Below are 14,726 nucleotides of genomic sequence, written 5' to 3'. Positions count from 1 at the left end.
GTACAGCTGTTCAACGTGCCGTTTGGCGGCGTTGATGTCACTTCGACAGGCGTTTCGTGACTGCCCACGACGCTTCGCACCCTATAAAAAACAGAGATGCCGCTATGACCGCTTCATCCCCTTCGTTACTGCAACGCCTGAAACGCCTGAGTCTGGTGACCCAGATCGTCATTGGTCTGATCGCTGGTATTGCCCTGGCCCTGATTGCACCTGAGCTGGCGAAGTCCACTGCGTTCATCGGCAAGGTGTTTGTCTCGGCGTTGAAAGCCGTGGCGCCGATTCTGGTGTTCGTGCTGGTGATGGCTTCGATCGCCAACCACAAGCACGGTCAGGAAACCCACATCCGCCCGATCCTGTTCCTTTATTTGCTGGGCACATTCAGCGCTGCGGTGGTGGCCGTGGTCGCCAGCATGGCCTTCCCGTCGAATTTGGTGTTGTCCACCGAGAACGTGGCCGTGACTGCGCCCGGCGGCATCGGCGAAGTGCTGCAAAGCCTGTTGCTGAGCGTCGTCGACAACCCGGTCAGCGCGCTGATGAATGCCAATTTCATCGGCATTCTGGCCTGGGCAATCGGCATGGGCATCGCCATTCGCCACGCCGGCGATACCACTCGCGAAGTGCTCGGTGACTTGTCCAACGGCGTTACCGTGATCGTCCGTGTGGTGATTCGCTTCGCGCCGCTGGGCATCTTCGGCCTGGTCGCGTCGACACTGGCCACCTCCGGTTTCGGCGCGCTGCTCGGCTACGCGCACCTGCTGGCGGTGCTGCTGGGCTGCATGCTGTTCGTTGCGCTGGTGATGAACCCGCTGATCGTGTTCTGGAAGCTGCGCCGCAACCCGTATCCATTGACGCTGATGTGCCTGCGCGAAAGTGGCATCACCGCGTTCTTCACCCGCAGTTCGGCGGCGAACATTCCGGTCAACCTGGAATTGAGCAAACGCCTGGGCCTGCACGAAGACACCTACTCGGTATCGATCCCGCTCGGCGCGACCATCAACATGGCCGGTGCGGCGATCACCATTACCGTACTGGCCTTGGCGGCGGTGCACACTTTGGGCATCGCCGTGGACATCCCGACCGCTATCCTGCTCAGCGTCGTCGCCGCGATTTGCGCCTGTGGCGCTTCGGGTGTGGCCGGTGGTTCGCTGCTGCTGATTCCACTGGCGTGCAGCCTGTTCGGCATCCCGAGCGAGATCGCCATGCAGGTCGTGGCGGTGGGCTTCATTATCGGTGTGCTGCAGGATTCGGCGGAGACCGCGCTGAACTCGTCGACAGACGTGCTGTTTACCGCGGCGGCTTGCCTGGGCGAGGAAGAGAAGGCTCAGCGTACGGCGTAACCGCCTTACCTTGTGGGAGCGAGCCTGCTCGCGAAAGGGGCGAGACCTTCAGCATAAATAGCGCCTGATACGCCGCATTCGCGAGCAGGCTCGCTCCCACAGAAAAACAAAAGCCCGCCAAGGCGCGAACCTTGGCGGGCTTTTTCGTATCGGGGTGTTTAGAACGCGCCCATGTAATCGCGCTTGCCCACTTCAACGCCGTTATGACGCAGCAGCGCGTAGGTGGTGGTGACGTGGAAGAAGAACTGCGGCAAGCCGTAAGTCAGCAGATACGCCTGACCACTGAAGCGCTTCTCTTTCGGCGTGCCCGGACGGGTGACGATTTCGATGCCTTCCTTGCCATCGATCTGCTCTGGCTTGATCTCGCCAATGAAGGCCAGAACCTTGGCGATCAGCGCTTGCAGTTCGGCGAAGGTGGTTTCAGTGTCGTCGTACTTCGGCAGTTCGACTTCGGCCAGACGTGCCGACACGCCTTTGGCGAAGTCCACGGCGATCTGCACCTGACGCACCAGCGGGAACATGTCCGGGTACAGGCGCGCTTGCAGGAAGACGCTCTGGTCGATGTTTTTCGCGCTGGCGTGGGCTTCAGCCTTTTTCAGCACATCGCTCAGGGCGTTGAGCATTTGTTGAAAAACCGGGACGGATGCGGCGTACAGTGAAATGGTCATGGCAGTCTCATGTGATGGCTGGGTAATACGTGGTGGCGATTATAGCCATGCTTGATGAGCACACGGCTTGCCTTTTGTTTGGCAAGGATTAGGCTAGGCGGCTTCGACTGCAGAGGGAACGCGCGATGAGCAACGAACAAGAATCCACCTCCGAACAGCCACGGCTCAATGCCACGGAAATCCGCATTCTCGGTGCGCTGATCGAAAAACAGGCCACCAGCCCGGAAACCTATCCGCTGACCCTCAACGCGCTGGTGCTGGCCTGCAATCAGAAAACCAGCCGCGAACCTGTGATGAACCTCAATCAAGGCCAGGTCGGCCAGAGCCTGCGCGCGCTGGAGGGTCGTGGCTTTACCCGACTGGTCATGGGCAGCCGTGCCGACCGCTGGGAGCACAAGGTCGACAAGGCGCTGGAACTGGTGCCGGCACAGGTGATTCTGACGGGTTTGATGTTTCTGCGCGGTCCGCAGACCGTCAACGAACTGCTGACCCGCAGCGGGCGCATGCACGAGTTCGAAGACGCCGAGCAGGTCGTGCATCAGCTTGAACGCCTGATCGCCCGCGGTCTGGCGGTATTGATTCCGCGTCAGGCCGGGCAGCGTGAGGACCGTTATACCCATGCCCTCGGCGATCCGGCGGATATCGAAGCGATCCTGACGGCGCGGCAAAATCCTGGGGAGCGATCGAGCGGTGGCGTTTCACTGGAGCGTATCGAAGAGCTGGAAGCACGGATCGCAGCACTGGAAGAACGCCTGGCCCGCCTCGAATAATTACCACAGAGCCAATGTGGGAGCGAGCCTGCTCGCGAAAGCGTCGAATCAGTCAACGAACATGGCGACTGACCCACCGCCTTCGCGAGCAGGCTCGCTCCCACAGGGTCTGCGCCATATTCAGCTGCCCGCTCTATTCCCCATCCCAATAATCCACGCCATCCACCTGCCGCGCGACAGCGACAAAACCCGAGGCATTGCCCTCGGCATCCACCGTGAAATGATCCATCACCGCATACTTGTTCGAATCCGGATACTCGCAGATCTCCGGCTGCTGCTGAGTGCTCACCGCCAGATAACGCAGCTCATCCGCGCTGGTATTGATGATCTGATGTGCCTTCTCCGGTCCGCCGGGTGGGCAGGCGATCACATCACCGGCGCGGATCGGAAAGCGCTCGTCTCCCAACCGCACCTCGCCCTCCCCGGCCACCACGTAGAACATTTCCTCGTTGACCCGATGGCTGTGGAATGGACTGCCGCGCATGCCCGGCGGCAGCGCATAGAGGCGATAACCGAGTTTCTGCGCACCCAGTTGCTGACCGATCCGCGCGATACGCTGCTGATAACGCCCGGCGGTATCGCCTTGCGGCGCGAGGGCTTCGGGTAGGGCTTCGAGTTCGACCTCGTTGAGGTTGAGGATGGGCGGATGCATGGGCGGCCTCGTTTAAGGTTTTTGTGGTGGGCTGGTCTGTGCGTGCCGGCGAGGATTATAGATAGTGATCGAGAACCGCAGCGCGGCCTTCGCGAGCAGGCTCGCTCCCACATTCAATCGCATTCCAGCTCAACCTGTGGGAGCGAGCCTGCTCGCGAAGAGGCCCGCCACGCCACTTCAAACCCGATCAGCTACGCGCAAACGCCACCGCCGCCGCAAACTGCGCCTCATTCGGCCGCACCCCGGTGTACAGCACAAACTGCTCGAGCGCCTGAATCGCGATCACCTCAAGCCCGGTGATCACTCGCTTGCCCTCGGCCCGCGCACGCACGATCAGCGGTGTTTCCGACGGAATCGCCACCACGTCGAATACAGTCTCAGCCGCTTTGATCACTTCAGGCTCGAACGCCAGTTGCCCCGCCTCCGGCCCGCCGTCCATGCCTACCGGGGTGACATTGATCAGCATCTGCGGGCGCTCGTCACCCAGCTCGGCCTGCCAGCGATAACCCAGCGAATCCGCCAGGGCGCGGCCGGCGCGTTCGTTACGGGCGACAATCAAACCGTTCTTGTACCCACCATCGCGCAGGGCGCTGGCCACCGCTTTGGCCATGCCGCCGCTGCCACGCAGGGCGAAGGTCGAATCTTTCGGCACCGCGTGGCTTTCCAGCAATTGCGCGACGGCGATGTAATCGGTGTTGTAGGCCTTGAGGTGGCCGCCAGTGTTGACGATGGTGTTGATCGACTGGATCGCCGCCGCCGACGCATCCAGCTCATCGACCAGCGCAATGCAGGCCTCCTTGAACGGCATCGACACGCCGCAGCCGCGAATGCCCAGTGCCCGGATGCCGCCGACCGCGCCGGTCAGGTCCTGGCTGCTGAATGCCTTGTAATAGAAATTCAGGCCCAGCTGTTCATACAAATGGTTGTGAAAACGCAGACCGAAATTCCCCGGCCGCCCCGACAGGGACATGCACAGTTGGGTGTCTTTGTTCGGGTTCATCTGCATGAAACTTCTCCTTCAAACGCACTTTCGGATGGACGGGATTGGCCAGCCCACCGGGTTCTGGATCATCATTCAGGCTTGTTTGTGGCGCCGCGCAGCCGGGTAAAGAAGCCGCTACAGACCTTACACAAAATTTACCCAGCGGCTGTGCTGAATTTCGCAAATTTGCTGTCTTAGCTGTATCCCCGCGACAACTGTGGGCCTGGTTCAGGCCCAGCCGCCGGGTCGAAGAACCGAGGACTTATCATGATTCGTAAACTTCCCATCATGGCTTTGTTGATTGGCGCACTTGCCGTCACCGGCCAGGCTGAAGCGGGTGGTGGCCATGGCTGGCAGGGCCCTGCAGTGTTTGGCGCGATCGTCGGCTCGGCCATCATCGGCTCGGCACTGATCAACCAGGATCGGCCGGTGTACGTGCAGCAGCAGCCGGTTTATGTTCAGCCGCAACCGGTCTACGTGCAGCAACCGCCACCACCGGTCTATTACCAACCGGCGCCGGTGTATGTGCAGCAACCGGTTTACGTACAGCCGGCCCCGGTCTATTACGGCCCGCCTCGCGGTTATTACGGTCGGCCCCACGGCTATTACGGCGGCCCACACGGTTACTACGGTGGTCCACGCTGGTAAGCGCAACACAGAGCCCTGCTTTCGAGCGGGGCTTTTCTATGACCGCTGGTCGGCGAAGGTCTGAAAAAATCGCGCCGAGGTCGCTGTGAGGACAGTGTGAGCAGCTAAAGTCGGCACGATGGAATCGACCGTTGCGCTTTTTTTCATCAAACGGTCACCACTTTGTCATGACGGAACCGCAATCTGAATCCGTCCGTAAACAACAGATCGATAACAACAAGGACGACTGTATGCCCACCCAAAACCCGCACCGCATCGTTGGTCTGTGCACCTCGAGCAAGGTCTACAGCGCGCTCACCGAGCTCAAGCACCTGGAAGGCCATCGCTGCGCCAAGCTGCTGTCCCTGCTCGCCGAAAACCTTGTGCACAAGGGCCTGCTCAATGAACGCGAAGTCATGCACATGCTCGATCAAGTGGTGGAATGACGCCAGACCTCACTGGCATCAATGACCACTATCGAAAGCGTTGATTGTCCGTCGTGCCGGCAAATCCCTAAGGTAGCCCCATCAGTTTGATGGAGGGTTTTCCCATGGCACAGGTTCAAATCATGTCGGTGATCGGCAGCGCAGTTCCCGCTTCGCTGCGTGCATCCGGTTTGCTCGCTTGCTGGTATCTGGTGCGCGATGGCGAGCCGATCAGCGGCCCGCTCACCTCCTTGCCAGCAGCACAGGCCTTGTCGCAACAAGTCGCCAGCAACACGTTTCATGCCTAAGGCAGCTGCACCTTGGGCTTGGTCTCGACGAACAGCGCCCAGCTCGACAGGAACAATGCGGCAATCAGCGGCCCGATCACAAAGCCGTTGAGGCCGAAGACCGCGAGGCCGCCCAGGGTCGACACCAGAATCAGGTAATCGGGCATTTTCGTGTCCTTGCCCACCAGAATCGGGCGCAGCACGTTATCGACCAGGCCGATCACGAATACGCCGAACAAGCCCAACACCACACCCTGCCAGATCATCCCGCTGAGCAGGAAGTACACCGCCACCGGCGCCCAGACAATCCCAGCGCCCACTGCTGGCAACAGCGACAGAAACGCCATCAGCACCGCCCACAGCAGGGCGCTGGGAATGTCGAGAAACCAGAAGATCAGCCCGCCCAGCGCACCCTGGGTCACGGCCACTACCACGTTGCCCTTGACCGTCGCGCGCACCACGCGGTTGAACTTCAATTGCAGGCGACGCTTGTGATTTTCCTCCAGTGGCACGGCGGTGCGCATCTTGCGCGCCAGCTCGGGGCCGTCTCGCAGAAAGAAAAACAGCAGATACAGCATGATGAAAAAGCTCACCACGAATTCAAACGTGCCCTGGCCGAAACTGAACGCCTGAGTCGCCAGCACCTGGCTGCCCTGCATCGCCGTTTTGACGATTTTCTCGCGCAGGCTGTCGAGTTCGCCCATGCCGAAGCGGTCGAGCAAGTGCTGAAAGTACGGCGGCAGGCTGTGCTTGAACTGCGCCAGATAGGCGGCGATGTCCAACTCACCGCTTTCGATGTTCTTGTAAACCGTCGCGCCTTCCTGCACCAGCAGGATGCTGACGATGATCACTGGCAGAATCGCGATCACCAGGCACAGGCTCAAGGTGCACAGCGAGGTCACGTTGCGTGGCCAGCCGAATTTCAGCTGCACCTTGCGCTGCACCGGCGCAAACAGAATGCCGAGGATCACAGCCCAGAACACCGCACCGTAAAACGGCAGCAGAATCCAGATAAAGGCCACCGTGACCAGCACCAGCAGCACTGTCAGGGATTTGAATTGCAGACTCTTTTCGTTCATATCCGGTCCATGTCAGTCAGGCGTCACGCACGCCCGCCCCACTTAGTCAGCCGCCGCGCGCGCGAGTGCCATGTTTATTCATGGAGCATAGATCCAGATCAATAAACCCTCGCAACAGCTGCCCTACCCTGCGCGGCTTTTGCGACCGACAGCCAAATGCAGACTCTCATTGCCCCCGAGCTTCTCGCCCCCGCCGGCACCCTGAAAAACATGCGTTACGCCTTCGCCTACGGCGCCGATGCGGTCTACGCCGGCCAGCCGCGCTACAGCCTGCGGGTGCGCAACAACGAATTCGACCACGCCAACCTGGCGCTGGGCATTCGAGAGGCGCAGGCGCAGGGCAAGCGCTTCTACGTGGTGGTCAACATCGCCCCGCACAACGCCAAACTGAAGACGTTCCTCAAGGACCTGGCGCCGGTGATCGAGATGGCCCCGGATGCGCTGATCATGTCCGATCCGGGCCTGATCATGCTGGTGCGCCGGCATTATCCGCAGATGCCGATTCACCTGTCGGTGCAGGCCAATACGGTGAATTGGGCGAGCGTCGAGTTCTGGCAGCAACAGGGGCTGAGCCGGATCATTCTGTCGCGCGAACTGTCCCTGGAAGAAATCGGTGAAATCCGCGAGCAGGTGCCAGGCATGGAGCTGGAAGTATTCGTGCATGGCGCGCTGTGCATGGCCTATTCCGGGCGCTGCCTGCTGTCCGGTTACATGAACAAACGCGATGCCAATCAGGGCACCTGCACCAACGCCTGCCGCTGGAAATACACGGCGCAGGAAGCCACGCAAAACCAGCTCGGCGAGATCGTCCAGACCTTTCAACCCGAGCCCACGCTAGGCCTCGGCGCACCGACCGACCAGGTCTTTCTGTTGCAGGAAACCAACCGGCCCGAGGCATTGATGCCAGCCTTCGAAGACGAACACGGCACCTACATCATGAACGCCAAGGACCTGCGCGCCGTGCAGCATGTCGAGCGGCTGACGCGCATGGGCGTGCATTCGCTGAAGATCGAGGGCCGGACCAAATCGCACTTCTACTGCGCACGCACCACGCAGGTGTATCGCCGGGCGATTGATGATGCGGTGGCCGGGCGCGCGTTTGATCGCAGCCTGATGCTGGATCTGGAGTCGCTGGCCCAGCGCGGCTACACCGAAGGATTTCTGCGCCGCCATGTGCATGACGAATATCAGAACTACCAGCACGGCAGTTCCGTGTCGGAGCGTCAGCAGTTCGTTGGCGAGCTGACCGGCGAGCGCCGGGATCGCCTGGCCGAGGTGAAAGTGAAGAATCGTTTTGCCGTAGGCGATCATCTGGAACTGATGACGCCCAAGGGCAATTTCCATTTTGATCTGCATGAGTTGCAGAGTGTCAGCGGCCAAACGATCAAAGTGGCGCCGGGGGACGGGCATACGGTGTACGTGCCGATACCGGACGCGGTGGACTTGCGCTTTGGGTTGTTGATGCGGGATTTGCGAGTTGGTTGACTGGCGATCCTGTCTGGCAATCGCAGCATGGCCGTGATTTGCTGGTGAAGCCGATGCCGTCTTCGCGAGCAGGCTCGCTCCCACAGTGAATGACAAAAACTCCCTGTGGGAGCGAGCCTGCTCGCGAAGAGGCCGGCGAACTCAGCAAAAAACACCAGACCTCAGCACCTATCATCCGACAACGATCACTGTCGCAACCTTGCGTCGGCAAACTCCTCCCGCAACATCCCCACAAACGCCTCCCGCGCGGGATGCACGCCTGCATTCTCATGCCAGTAAAACAAATTCTCGATCGCCGTCAGTTCGGCAAATTCATGACCCACGCAGCCCGCACCTTTGGCGTACTGCTCGAACACGCCCTTGGGCACCAGCGCCACCCCGGCACCGGCGCTGACGCAGCCGACAATCGCTCCGTAACTGGCCAGACTGACAATCGGCAGCGCCTGCCCCTGACGCAGCAACCAATGCTCAAGTGCCGCGCGGTAAGGGCACCCCTGCGGCCACATGAATACGGTTTTGTCTTGCAGATCCGCGATGTCACGCACCGGTCCGAATGACGTCGAAGCGATCAGCAATAACTCCTCGCGATACATCGGCGTACGTTTGAGCTGCGCACGTTCGACATCCACCGCCACGATCGCGCCATCGAGACGATGGTTGACAGTGTCGTCGAGCAACTGGCTCCAGGTTCCGGTGGTCAGTTCCAGTGCGACTTGCGGGTAGCGCTTGTGGAATTTCGCCAGCAGGCGCGGCAAGCGCCCGGTCGCCGAGGACTCGATCGCGCCAATACGCAGCGGTCCGGACGGCTCGGCGGCAGGGTCGAGCGCGCGTTTGGCTTCGACGGTCAGCGCCAGAATCTTTTCCGCATAAACCAGAAAGGTCTGCCCCGCCGGGCTGATGCGCAGTCCGCGCCCCTCGCGCAAGAACAGCGCCACGCCCAACTCGGCCTCCAGCGCTTTGATCCGCGCAGTGATGTTCGACGGCACGCAGAACAACTTTTCGGCGGCCCGGGCAATGCTGCCGACCTCGGCCACAGTCTTGAACATGCGGATTTGCGCCAGCTCCATAATCATCACTCTGAGTGAACAGTCAGCGCAGTATAAGTCAGTTGTGACGAATGATCGGGCGCCCGGATACTCGGCGCATCCACTGCCTTGGTGCCTCGATCATGACTTCAACTTCTAACTGCAAAATTATCCTGGCCATGGCGTTTGTCATCGGCTGCTGGGGCTATTCGCCTACTGGCATTCACATCGGCTTGCAAGGGTATGAGCCCGGACATCTGGCCTTGCTGCGTTTTCTGCTGGCCTCGCTGTTGATGGCGCTGATCGCCATCGTCAAGGGCATTCGCTTGCCGCAGTGGCGCGATGTGCCGTTGCTGTTTGCCTTGGGCTTCTTTGCCGTCAGCCTGCATCACGTCGCCCTGAACATCGGCCAGCAAAACATCAGTGCCGGGGCTTCCAGCGTGCTGGCGCAATCGAGCCCGTTGTTCAGCACGCTGCTGGCGCGATTCGTCTTCAAGGACTGCGTCAGCATCTGGCGCTGGGGTTGCGTGTTATTGGGATTTGTCGGTGTGGTGATCGTAGTCAGCGGCGACAAGGGCATGGGCGCTATCAATGCCCATGGCTTGCTGATTTTGTTGGCGGCGCTTTCCTGGAGCATCTATTTCGCCCTGCAAAAGCATCATGCGCGGCGGTATGACGGTTTCAGCCTGGGCTGCTACGCGGTATGGTCGGGGACGTTGCTGTTGCTGATTTATCTGCCGGGGCTGGCTGACGCCGAGATGCAGGCGCCGGCGCGTGCGCAGTGGGCGGTGCTGATGTTGGGGGTGTTTCCCAGCGCTCTGGCGTATCTGGCCTGGGGCTTCGTGCTCAAGCATGTGGATTTGAGTCGGGCGACGATGACTTTGTATCTGATACCGCCGACGGCCATGGGAATCGCGTCGTGGGGATTGGGGGAACGGCCGACGTTGATGGTACTGATGGGGGCGGTGGTGGTGTTGATCAGTGTGTTGGCGTTGAATCTGGAGCGTGGGCCTGGGGTCGTTCGGGCAGTTGAGACCAAGGCGTGAATCTGCTGTGAATCCGATGCCGTCTTCGCGAGCAGGCTCGCTCCCACAGTGGATGACGCAAATTCCCTGTGGGAGCCTGCTCGCGAAAAATCCAGACCTCAGCGCATATCATCCGACAACGGTGTCGGCTCATCCGCCGGCGGTACATCGTCGTCATCCGGCGGATCCTTCCAGTCGTCCGGACGGTCGGCATCGCTCAGTGGATCGCGCCCCGGGTCCATCCCCGGCGGCGCATCGTGATCGCTCAGCGTCGGCTCGTCGGTGCCGGATACGGGGCGGGTCTGGTCGGTGGGCGCCATGCCACCGGGAACAAGTGCGTCATCAGCCATGCTGCACCTCACAATACAGGCCCGGATTATCCAGGACGTATTACTTGGAAGCGCGGGTGTCGAGGGCGTGCGGTAGATCAGACCAGCGGCATCAGCCCTGGGCGATAAAGCGATCGCGACTGTTGGTCAGGTGCAGCCACATGGCGGCGCGGGCGGCATCGGCGTCCTGACGCTTGATCGCATTCAGAATCGCCTCGTGTTCCAGATTCGCCAAGTGTCCGAGCTTGCTCAGATCCGCCGCGCCGCGTTCGGCGGCATTCAGCCGATTGCGCGGGATCATCGCGTTGCCCAAGTGCTGCATGATCTCGCTGAAACAAGCGTTGCCGGTGGCCTCGGCGATCAATAGATGAAAACGCCGATCGGCCTCCACGCAACTGTCGTTGTTGGCCAGCAGCCGTTGATAGTCATCCAGCGCCTGACGCATTTGCTGCAACTGCTGCTCACTGCGTCGCTGCGCGGCCAACGCCGCCGCTTGCGTCTCCAGACCCATGCGCAATTCGAGGATGCTGCGCACACCAAGCGCCGTGTCGACATTCAGGCGCAGGCCCTGCTCCGCTGCGCGCTCGATCACGAAGGTACCGATGCCGTGGCGCGTCTCGACCAGCCCCGAGGCCTGCAACTTGGAAATCGCCTCGCGCACCACCGTGCGGCTGACCCCGTGTTCCTGAACGATGGAATTCTCCGACGGCAGTTTGTCACCGGGCGACAGTTGTCCGAGCAGGATGCTCTGGGTGAGTTTTTCCACCAGGTCATGAGCGAGGTTGTGTGTGCGTTTGCGCGCGGGGGCGTCGAGGTCTTCTTGCATGGTAGGTTCCGGAGATCGGGGCTTGCCGATCGTAGCACTGCGGGATGACGGTTGAGATTGATTTTAGCGGTTAAGAGCCCAACAACTTGTATGACAACACTCAATTGACTCAGGTCTGTTATGCGGCCTGCCTACGCGCATCCCCAGCCATAAGTCCAAAGGGGCGCCCCATCATGCTTGCCGATCGCCCAATAAATACGGCGTAGAATCCAGGTTTCGTATAAAAATCCGAACGCTCATAAGAATTTAATCACCTCCGCCCACTTGTAGGACAAAAAAGCTAGGTTGTATGATGTCTATCAACAACGCAGCACCCAGACCTACCCGCATAAAAATAATCAGTGGGAGAAACATCAGTGAAAACCTCCATCTCGGGGATGCAGGAAAGCGTCGATCCGACGCTCGCCTCAGCCATCTCCAAAGTCAAACGCCATGTCCTGCCGCTTTTCGTGATCATGTTCATCGTCAATTACATTGACCGGGTGAACATCGGTTTCGTCCGCACGCACATGGAAACCGATCTGGGCATTGGTGCTGCCGCCTATGGCTTCGGCGCCGGGCTGTTCTTTATCGGTTACGCGCTGTTCGAAGTGCCTTCGAACATGCTTCTGCAAAAAGTCGGCGCACGCATCTGGCTGACCCGCATCATGTTCACCTGGGGCATAGTCGCCGCCTGCATGGCGTTCATCCAGAACGAAACCCACTTCTACATTTTGCGTTTCCTGCTCGGTGTCGCCGAGGCCGGATTCTTTCCCGGGGTGATCTATTACTTCACCCGTTGGCTGCCAGGCGTCGAGCGTGGCAAGGCGATCGCGATCTTTCTCAGCGGCTCGGCCGTGGCCTCGCTGATCTCCGGTCCGCTGTCCGGCCTGCTACTGCAGATCAATGGCCTGGGCATGCACGGCTGGCAGTGGATGTACTTCATCGAGGGGATGTTCTCGGTGTGCCTGTGCGTCTTTGTCTGGTTCTGGCTGGATGCAAAACCCCACGACGCAAAATGGCTGAGCCGCGCCGAACAGGATGCGCTGGTCAGCGCCATCGACGACGAGCAAAAGGCCCGCGAAGCCGCGACGCCGATCCGGCCGTCGCTGGGCAAACTGCTCAAGGACCGGCAGATCATTCTGTTCTGCCTGATCTACTTCTTCATTCAGCTGACCATTTACGCGGCGACCTTCTGGCTGCCGAGCATCATCAAGAAGATGGGCGAACTCAGCGACGTGCAGGTCGGCCTGTTCAATTCGATTCCATGGTTGCTGTCGATCGTCGGCATGTACGCCTTCGCCTCGCTGTCGGCGAAGTGGAAGCATCAGCAAGCGTGGGTCGCCACGGCGCTGCTGATCGCCGCAGCCGGCATGTTCATGTCCACCACGGGCGGGCCGATCTTTGCCTTCGTCGCGATCTGCTTTGCGGCACTGGGTTTCAAATCCGCCTCGTCGCTGTTCTGGCCGATTCCCCAGGCTTATCTGGACGCTCGTATCGCGGCGGCAGTGATCGCGCTGATCAACTCGGTGGGCAACCTCGGCGGCTTCGTCGCGCCGACCACCTTCGGCCTGCTGGAGCAACACACCGGCTCGATCCAGGGCGGCCTCTATGGTCTGGCCGCGACCTCGATCATCGCCGCAATCATCGTCTTCGCCGCGCGCACCACGCCGAAACCCGCTGCTGAAAAAGCTGTGGCCGACGCCGCACCGAAACACGCCTGACTTCGTCTCGACAAGGAAAACAATAATGACTGTTCACGATACCGCCAAAGCTCCGATCATCACCGACATGCAGGTCATTCCGGTGGCCGGTCACGACGGCATGCTGCTTAACCTGAGCGGCGCCCACGGGCCGTTTTTCACCCGCAACATCGTCATCCTCAAGGACAACGCCGGCCACACCGGCGTCGGCGAAGTGCCCGGTGGCGAGCGCATTCGCCAGACCCTGGAAGACGCGCGCAATCTGGTGGTCGGCAGCCCCATCGGCACCTACCAGAAGATTCTCAACCAGGTGCGCCAGACCTTCGCCGACCGCGATGCCGGCGGCCGTGGTCTGCAGACGTTCGACCTGCGCATCACCATTCACGCGGTCACCGGCCTGGAAGCCGCCCTCCTCGACCTGCTCGGCCAACATCTGGACGTGCCGGTGGCGGCGCTGCTCGGTGAAGGCCAGCAACGCGACGAAGTGAAGATGCTCGGTTATCTGTTTTACGTTGGCGATCAACACGAAACCGATCTGGCCTATCGCAGCGAACCGGATGCCGACAACGACTGGTTCCGTGTCCGCCACGAGAGAGCCATGACCGCCGAAGCAGTGGTGCGCCTGGCCGAGGCCGCGCACGCCAAGTACGGTTTCAAGGATTTCAAACTCAAGGGCGGCGTGCTCAGTGGCGATGCCGAAATCGAAGCGGTGACGGCACTGGCCGAGCGCTTCCCAGACGCGCGGATTACCCTCGATCCGAACGGCGCCTGGTCACTGAAAGAGGCGATCCGTTTGTGCCGCGATCAGCATCACGTGCTCGCCTACGCCGAAGACCCGTGCGGTGCCGAAAACGGTTATTCCGGGCGCGAAGTCATGGCTGAATTCCGCCGCGCCACCGGGCTGAAAACCGCGACCAACATGATCGCCACCGACTGGCGTGAAATGGGCCACGCGATTCAGTTGCAGTCAGTGGACATCCCGCTGGCCGACCCGCACTTCTGGACCATGCAGGGTTCGGTACGCGTCGCGCAGATGTGCCATGAGTGGGGCCTGACCTGGGGCTCGCATTCCAACAACCACTTCGATATTTCCCTGGCCATGTTCACCCACGTCGCCGCCGCCGCACCGGGCGAGATCACCGCCATCGACACCCACTGGATCTGGCAGGACGGCCAGCGCCTGACCAAGGCACCGCTGCAGATTGTCGATGGTCTCGTGCAGGTGCCGAAAAAACCCGGGCTGGGCGTGGAGCTGGACATGGATCAAGTGGCCAAGGCCCACGAACTGTACAAAGGCATGGGCCTCGGCGCGCGGGATGACAGCGTCGCGATGCAGTTCCTGATTCCGGGGTGGAAATTCGATAACAAGCGGCCGTGTCTGGTGCGGTGAGAAAAATCGAGGATTAAAGCCCGGCCCTGTAATTCAACTGATAAACCTGTGGGAGCTGGCTTGCCAGCGATAGCGGTGGGTCAGCCAGCATCAATGTTGGCCATTGCGACCCCATCGCTGGCAAGCCAGCTCCCACA

Annotated in this window: 16 protein-coding genes; 9 read left to right on the top strand and 7 right to left on the bottom strand. The window is 60.6% G+C overall.

Annotated features, from left to right (window positions below; translation table 11 throughout):
• The first annotated feature begins 104 nt into the window (after positions 1–104).
• Positions 105–1,337, top strand: coding sequence for a serine/threonine transporter SstT (gene sstT, locus ACMYUN_RS24595; protein ID WP_110646841.1), 1,233 nt, complete (start codon positions 105–107; stop codon positions 1,335–1,337).
• A gap of 158 nt (positions 1,338–1,495) precedes the next feature.
• Here the strand turns inward: sstT and ACMYUN_RS24590 are convergent, their stop codons facing one another.
• Complete coding sequence (locus tag ACMYUN_RS24590) at positions 1,496–2,005, bottom strand: DUF1993 family protein (RefSeq protein ID WP_016775348.1); 510 nt, start codon at positions 2,003–2,005, stop codon at positions 1,496–1,498.
• Between the two features lie 125 nt (positions 2,006–2,130).
• On the opposite strand from ACMYUN_RS24590, the gene ACMYUN_RS24585 reads away from it, so the two are divergent.
• Positions 2,131–2,775 carry a YceH family protein gene (locus ACMYUN_RS24585; RefSeq protein WP_039763387.1) on the top strand — a complete coding sequence of 215 codons (645 nt, stop codon included), beginning with the start codon at positions 2,131–2,133 and terminating at the stop codon, positions 2,773–2,775.
• A gap of 133 nt (positions 2,776–2,908) precedes the next feature.
• On the opposite strand, the gene ACMYUN_RS24580 is transcribed toward ACMYUN_RS24585, so the two are convergent.
• Together ACMYUN_RS24580 and ACMYUN_RS24575 are read right to left on the bottom strand one after the other, a co-directional pair.
• Complete coding sequence (locus tag ACMYUN_RS24580) at positions 2,909–3,427, bottom strand: cupin domain-containing protein (protein WP_415762025.1); 519 nt, start codon at positions 3,425–3,427, stop codon at positions 2,909–2,911.
• Between the two features lie 187 nt (positions 3,428–3,614).
• Positions 3,615–4,433 (bottom strand): shikimate 5-dehydrogenase, encoded by an 819-nt coding sequence (locus tag ACMYUN_RS24575; RefSeq protein ID WP_039763390.1) that lies wholly within the window; start codon positions 4,431–4,433, stop codon positions 3,615–3,617.
• 243 nt (positions 4,434–4,676) lie between these two features.
• Here ACMYUN_RS24575 and ACMYUN_RS24570 point away from each other — a divergent pair, with 243 nt between their 5' ends.
• The 3 genes from ACMYUN_RS24570 to ACMYUN_RS24560 all read left to right on the top strand — a co-directional run bounded on the left by ACMYUN_RS24570 (position 4,677) and on the right by ACMYUN_RS24560 (position 5,769).
• A complete protein-coding gene (locus tag ACMYUN_RS24570) occupies positions 4,677–5,057 on the top strand; it encodes a hypothetical protein (protein ID WP_024013471.1) in 381 nt (126 codons plus the stop codon).
• A 230-nt stretch (positions 5,058–5,287) separates the two neighbouring features.
• Positions 5,288–5,482: a hypothetical protein gene (locus ACMYUN_RS24565; RefSeq protein ID WP_016770691.1), complete on the top strand. Its 195-nt coding sequence runs from the start codon at positions 5,288–5,290 to the stop codon at positions 5,480–5,482.
• Between the two features lie 104 nt (positions 5,483–5,586).
• Positions 5,587–5,769 carry a hypothetical protein gene (locus ACMYUN_RS24560; RefSeq protein WP_016770690.1) on the top strand — a complete coding sequence of 61 codons (183 nt, stop codon included), beginning with the start codon at positions 5,587–5,589 and terminating at the stop codon, positions 5,767–5,769.
• On the opposite strand, the gene ACMYUN_RS24555 is transcribed toward ACMYUN_RS24560, so the two are convergent.
• Complete coding sequence (locus ACMYUN_RS24555; protein ID WP_039763392.1) at positions 5,766–6,827, bottom strand: AI-2E family transporter; 1,062 nt, start codon at positions 6,825–6,827, stop codon at positions 5,766–5,768. The two genes, ACMYUN_RS24560 and ACMYUN_RS24555, sit on opposite strands and share 4 nt — an antisense overlap.
• 156 nt (positions 6,828–6,983) lie before the next feature.
• On the opposite strand from ACMYUN_RS24555, the gene yegQ reads away from it, so the two are divergent.
• Positions 6,984–8,312, top strand: a complete 1,329-nt coding sequence (gene yegQ, locus ACMYUN_RS24550; protein WP_415762024.1) for a tRNA 5-hydroxyuridine modification protein YegQ — start codon at positions 6,984–6,986, stop codon at positions 8,310–8,312.
• A 185-nt stretch (positions 8,313–8,497) separates the two neighbouring features.
• Here yegQ and ACMYUN_RS24545 read toward each other — a convergent pair whose 3' ends face one another.
• Positions 8,498–9,379, bottom strand: a complete 882-nt coding sequence (locus ACMYUN_RS24545) for a LysR family transcriptional regulator (protein WP_039763394.1) — start codon at positions 9,377–9,379, stop codon at positions 8,498–8,500.
• A gap of 101 nt (positions 9,380–9,480) precedes the next feature.
• Here ACMYUN_RS24545 and ACMYUN_RS24540 point away from each other — a divergent pair, with 101 nt between their 5' ends.
• Complete coding sequence (locus ACMYUN_RS24540) at positions 9,481–10,383, top strand: DMT family transporter (RefSeq protein WP_415762023.1); 903 nt, start codon at positions 9,481–9,483, stop codon at positions 10,381–10,383.
• A 98-nt stretch (positions 10,384–10,481) separates the two neighbouring features.
• Here the strand turns inward: ACMYUN_RS24540 and ACMYUN_RS24535 are convergent, their stop codons facing one another.
• Positions 10,482–10,712, bottom strand: a complete 231-nt coding sequence (locus tag ACMYUN_RS24535; protein ID WP_129999607.1) for a hypothetical protein — start codon at positions 10,710–10,712, stop codon at positions 10,482–10,484.
• A gap of 91 nt (positions 10,713–10,803) precedes the next feature.
• The gene (locus tag ACMYUN_RS24530; RefSeq protein ID WP_310406497.1) at positions 10,804–11,517 is read right to left on the bottom strand and encodes a FadR/GntR family transcriptional regulator; all 714 of its coding nucleotides are present in this window, start codon (positions 11,515–11,517) and stop codon (positions 10,804–10,806) included.
• Positions 11,518–11,873: 356 nt separating this feature from the next.
• Here ACMYUN_RS24530 and ACMYUN_RS24525 point away from each other — a divergent pair, with 356 nt between their 5' ends.
• Together ACMYUN_RS24525 and gudD are read left to right on the top strand one after the other, a co-directional pair.
• Complete coding sequence (locus ACMYUN_RS24525; protein WP_039763397.1) at positions 11,874–13,220, top strand: MFS transporter; 1,347 nt, start codon at positions 11,874–11,876, stop codon at positions 13,218–13,220.
• Between the two features lie 25 nt (positions 13,221–13,245).
• Positions 13,246–14,589, top strand: coding sequence for a glucarate dehydratase (gene gudD, locus ACMYUN_RS24520; RefSeq protein ID WP_310406501.1), 1,344 nt, complete (start codon positions 13,246–13,248; stop codon positions 14,587–14,589).
• The last annotated feature ends 137 nt before the right edge of the window (positions 14,590–14,726 follow it).

Source organism: Pseudomonas sp. CP4 (assembly GCF_047758505.1).
Lineage (GTDB): Bacteria > Pseudomonadota > Gammaproteobacteria > Pseudomonadales > Pseudomonadaceae > Aquipseudomonas > Aquipseudomonas fluorescens_AO.
Note: the sequence above shows the minus strand (reverse complement) of the source record. Positions and strands in the feature narration are given on the sequence as shown.

What these genes read in the sequence shown, in the direction of transcription:
- sstT (WP_110646841.1), top strand. Translation starts at nt 105, where the DNA reads ATGACCGCTTCATCCCCTTCGTTACTGCAACGCCTGAAACGCCTGAGT.
- ACMYUN_RS24590 (WP_016775348.1), bottom strand. Translation starts at nt 2,005, where the DNA reads ATGACCATTTCACTGTACGCCGCATCCGTCCCGGTTTTTCAACAAATG.
- ACMYUN_RS24585 (WP_039763387.1), top strand. Translation starts at nt 2,131, where the DNA reads ATGAGCAACGAACAAGAATCCACCTCCGAACAGCCACGGCTCAATGCC.
- ACMYUN_RS24580 (WP_415762025.1), bottom strand. Translation starts at nt 3,427, where the DNA reads ATGCATCCGCCCATCCTCAACCTCAACGAGGTCGAACTCGAAGCCCTA.
- ACMYUN_RS24575 (WP_039763390.1), bottom strand. Translation starts at nt 4,433, where the DNA reads ATGCAGATGAACCCGAACAAAGACACCCAACTGTGCATGTCCCTGTCG.
- ACMYUN_RS24570 (WP_024013471.1), top strand. Translation starts at nt 4,677, where the DNA reads ATGATTCGTAAACTTCCCATCATGGCTTTGTTGATTGGCGCACTTGCC.
- ACMYUN_RS24565 (WP_016770691.1), top strand. Translation starts at nt 5,288, where the DNA reads ATGCCCACCCAAAACCCGCACCGCATCGTTGGTCTGTGCACCTCGAGC.
- ACMYUN_RS24560 (WP_016770690.1), top strand. Translation starts at nt 5,587, where the DNA reads ATGGCACAGGTTCAAATCATGTCGGTGATCGGCAGCGCAGTTCCCGCT.
- ACMYUN_RS24555 (WP_039763392.1), bottom strand. Translation starts at nt 6,827, where the DNA reads ATGAACGAAAAGAGTCTGCAATTCAAATCCCTGACAGTGCTGCTGGTG.
- yegQ (WP_415762024.1), top strand. Translation starts at nt 6,984, where the DNA reads ATGCAGACTCTCATTGCCCCCGAGCTTCTCGCCCCCGCCGGCACCCTG.
- ACMYUN_RS24545 (WP_039763394.1), bottom strand. Translation starts at nt 9,379, where the DNA reads ATGGAGCTGGCGCAAATCCGCATGTTCAAGACTGTGGCCGAGGTCGGC.
- ACMYUN_RS24540 (WP_415762023.1), top strand. Translation starts at nt 9,481, where the DNA reads ATGACTTCAACTTCTAACTGCAAAATTATCCTGGCCATGGCGTTTGTC.
- ACMYUN_RS24535 (WP_129999607.1), bottom strand. Translation starts at nt 10,712, where the DNA reads ATGGCTGATGACGCACTTGTTCCCGGTGGCATGGCGCCCACCGACCAG.
- ACMYUN_RS24530 (WP_310406497.1), bottom strand. Translation starts at nt 11,517, where the DNA reads ATGCAAGAAGACCTCGACGCCCCCGCGCGCAAACGCACACACAACCTC.
- gudD (WP_310406501.1), top strand. Translation starts at nt 13,246, where the DNA reads ATGACTGTTCACGATACCGCCAAAGCTCCGATCATCACCGACATGCAG.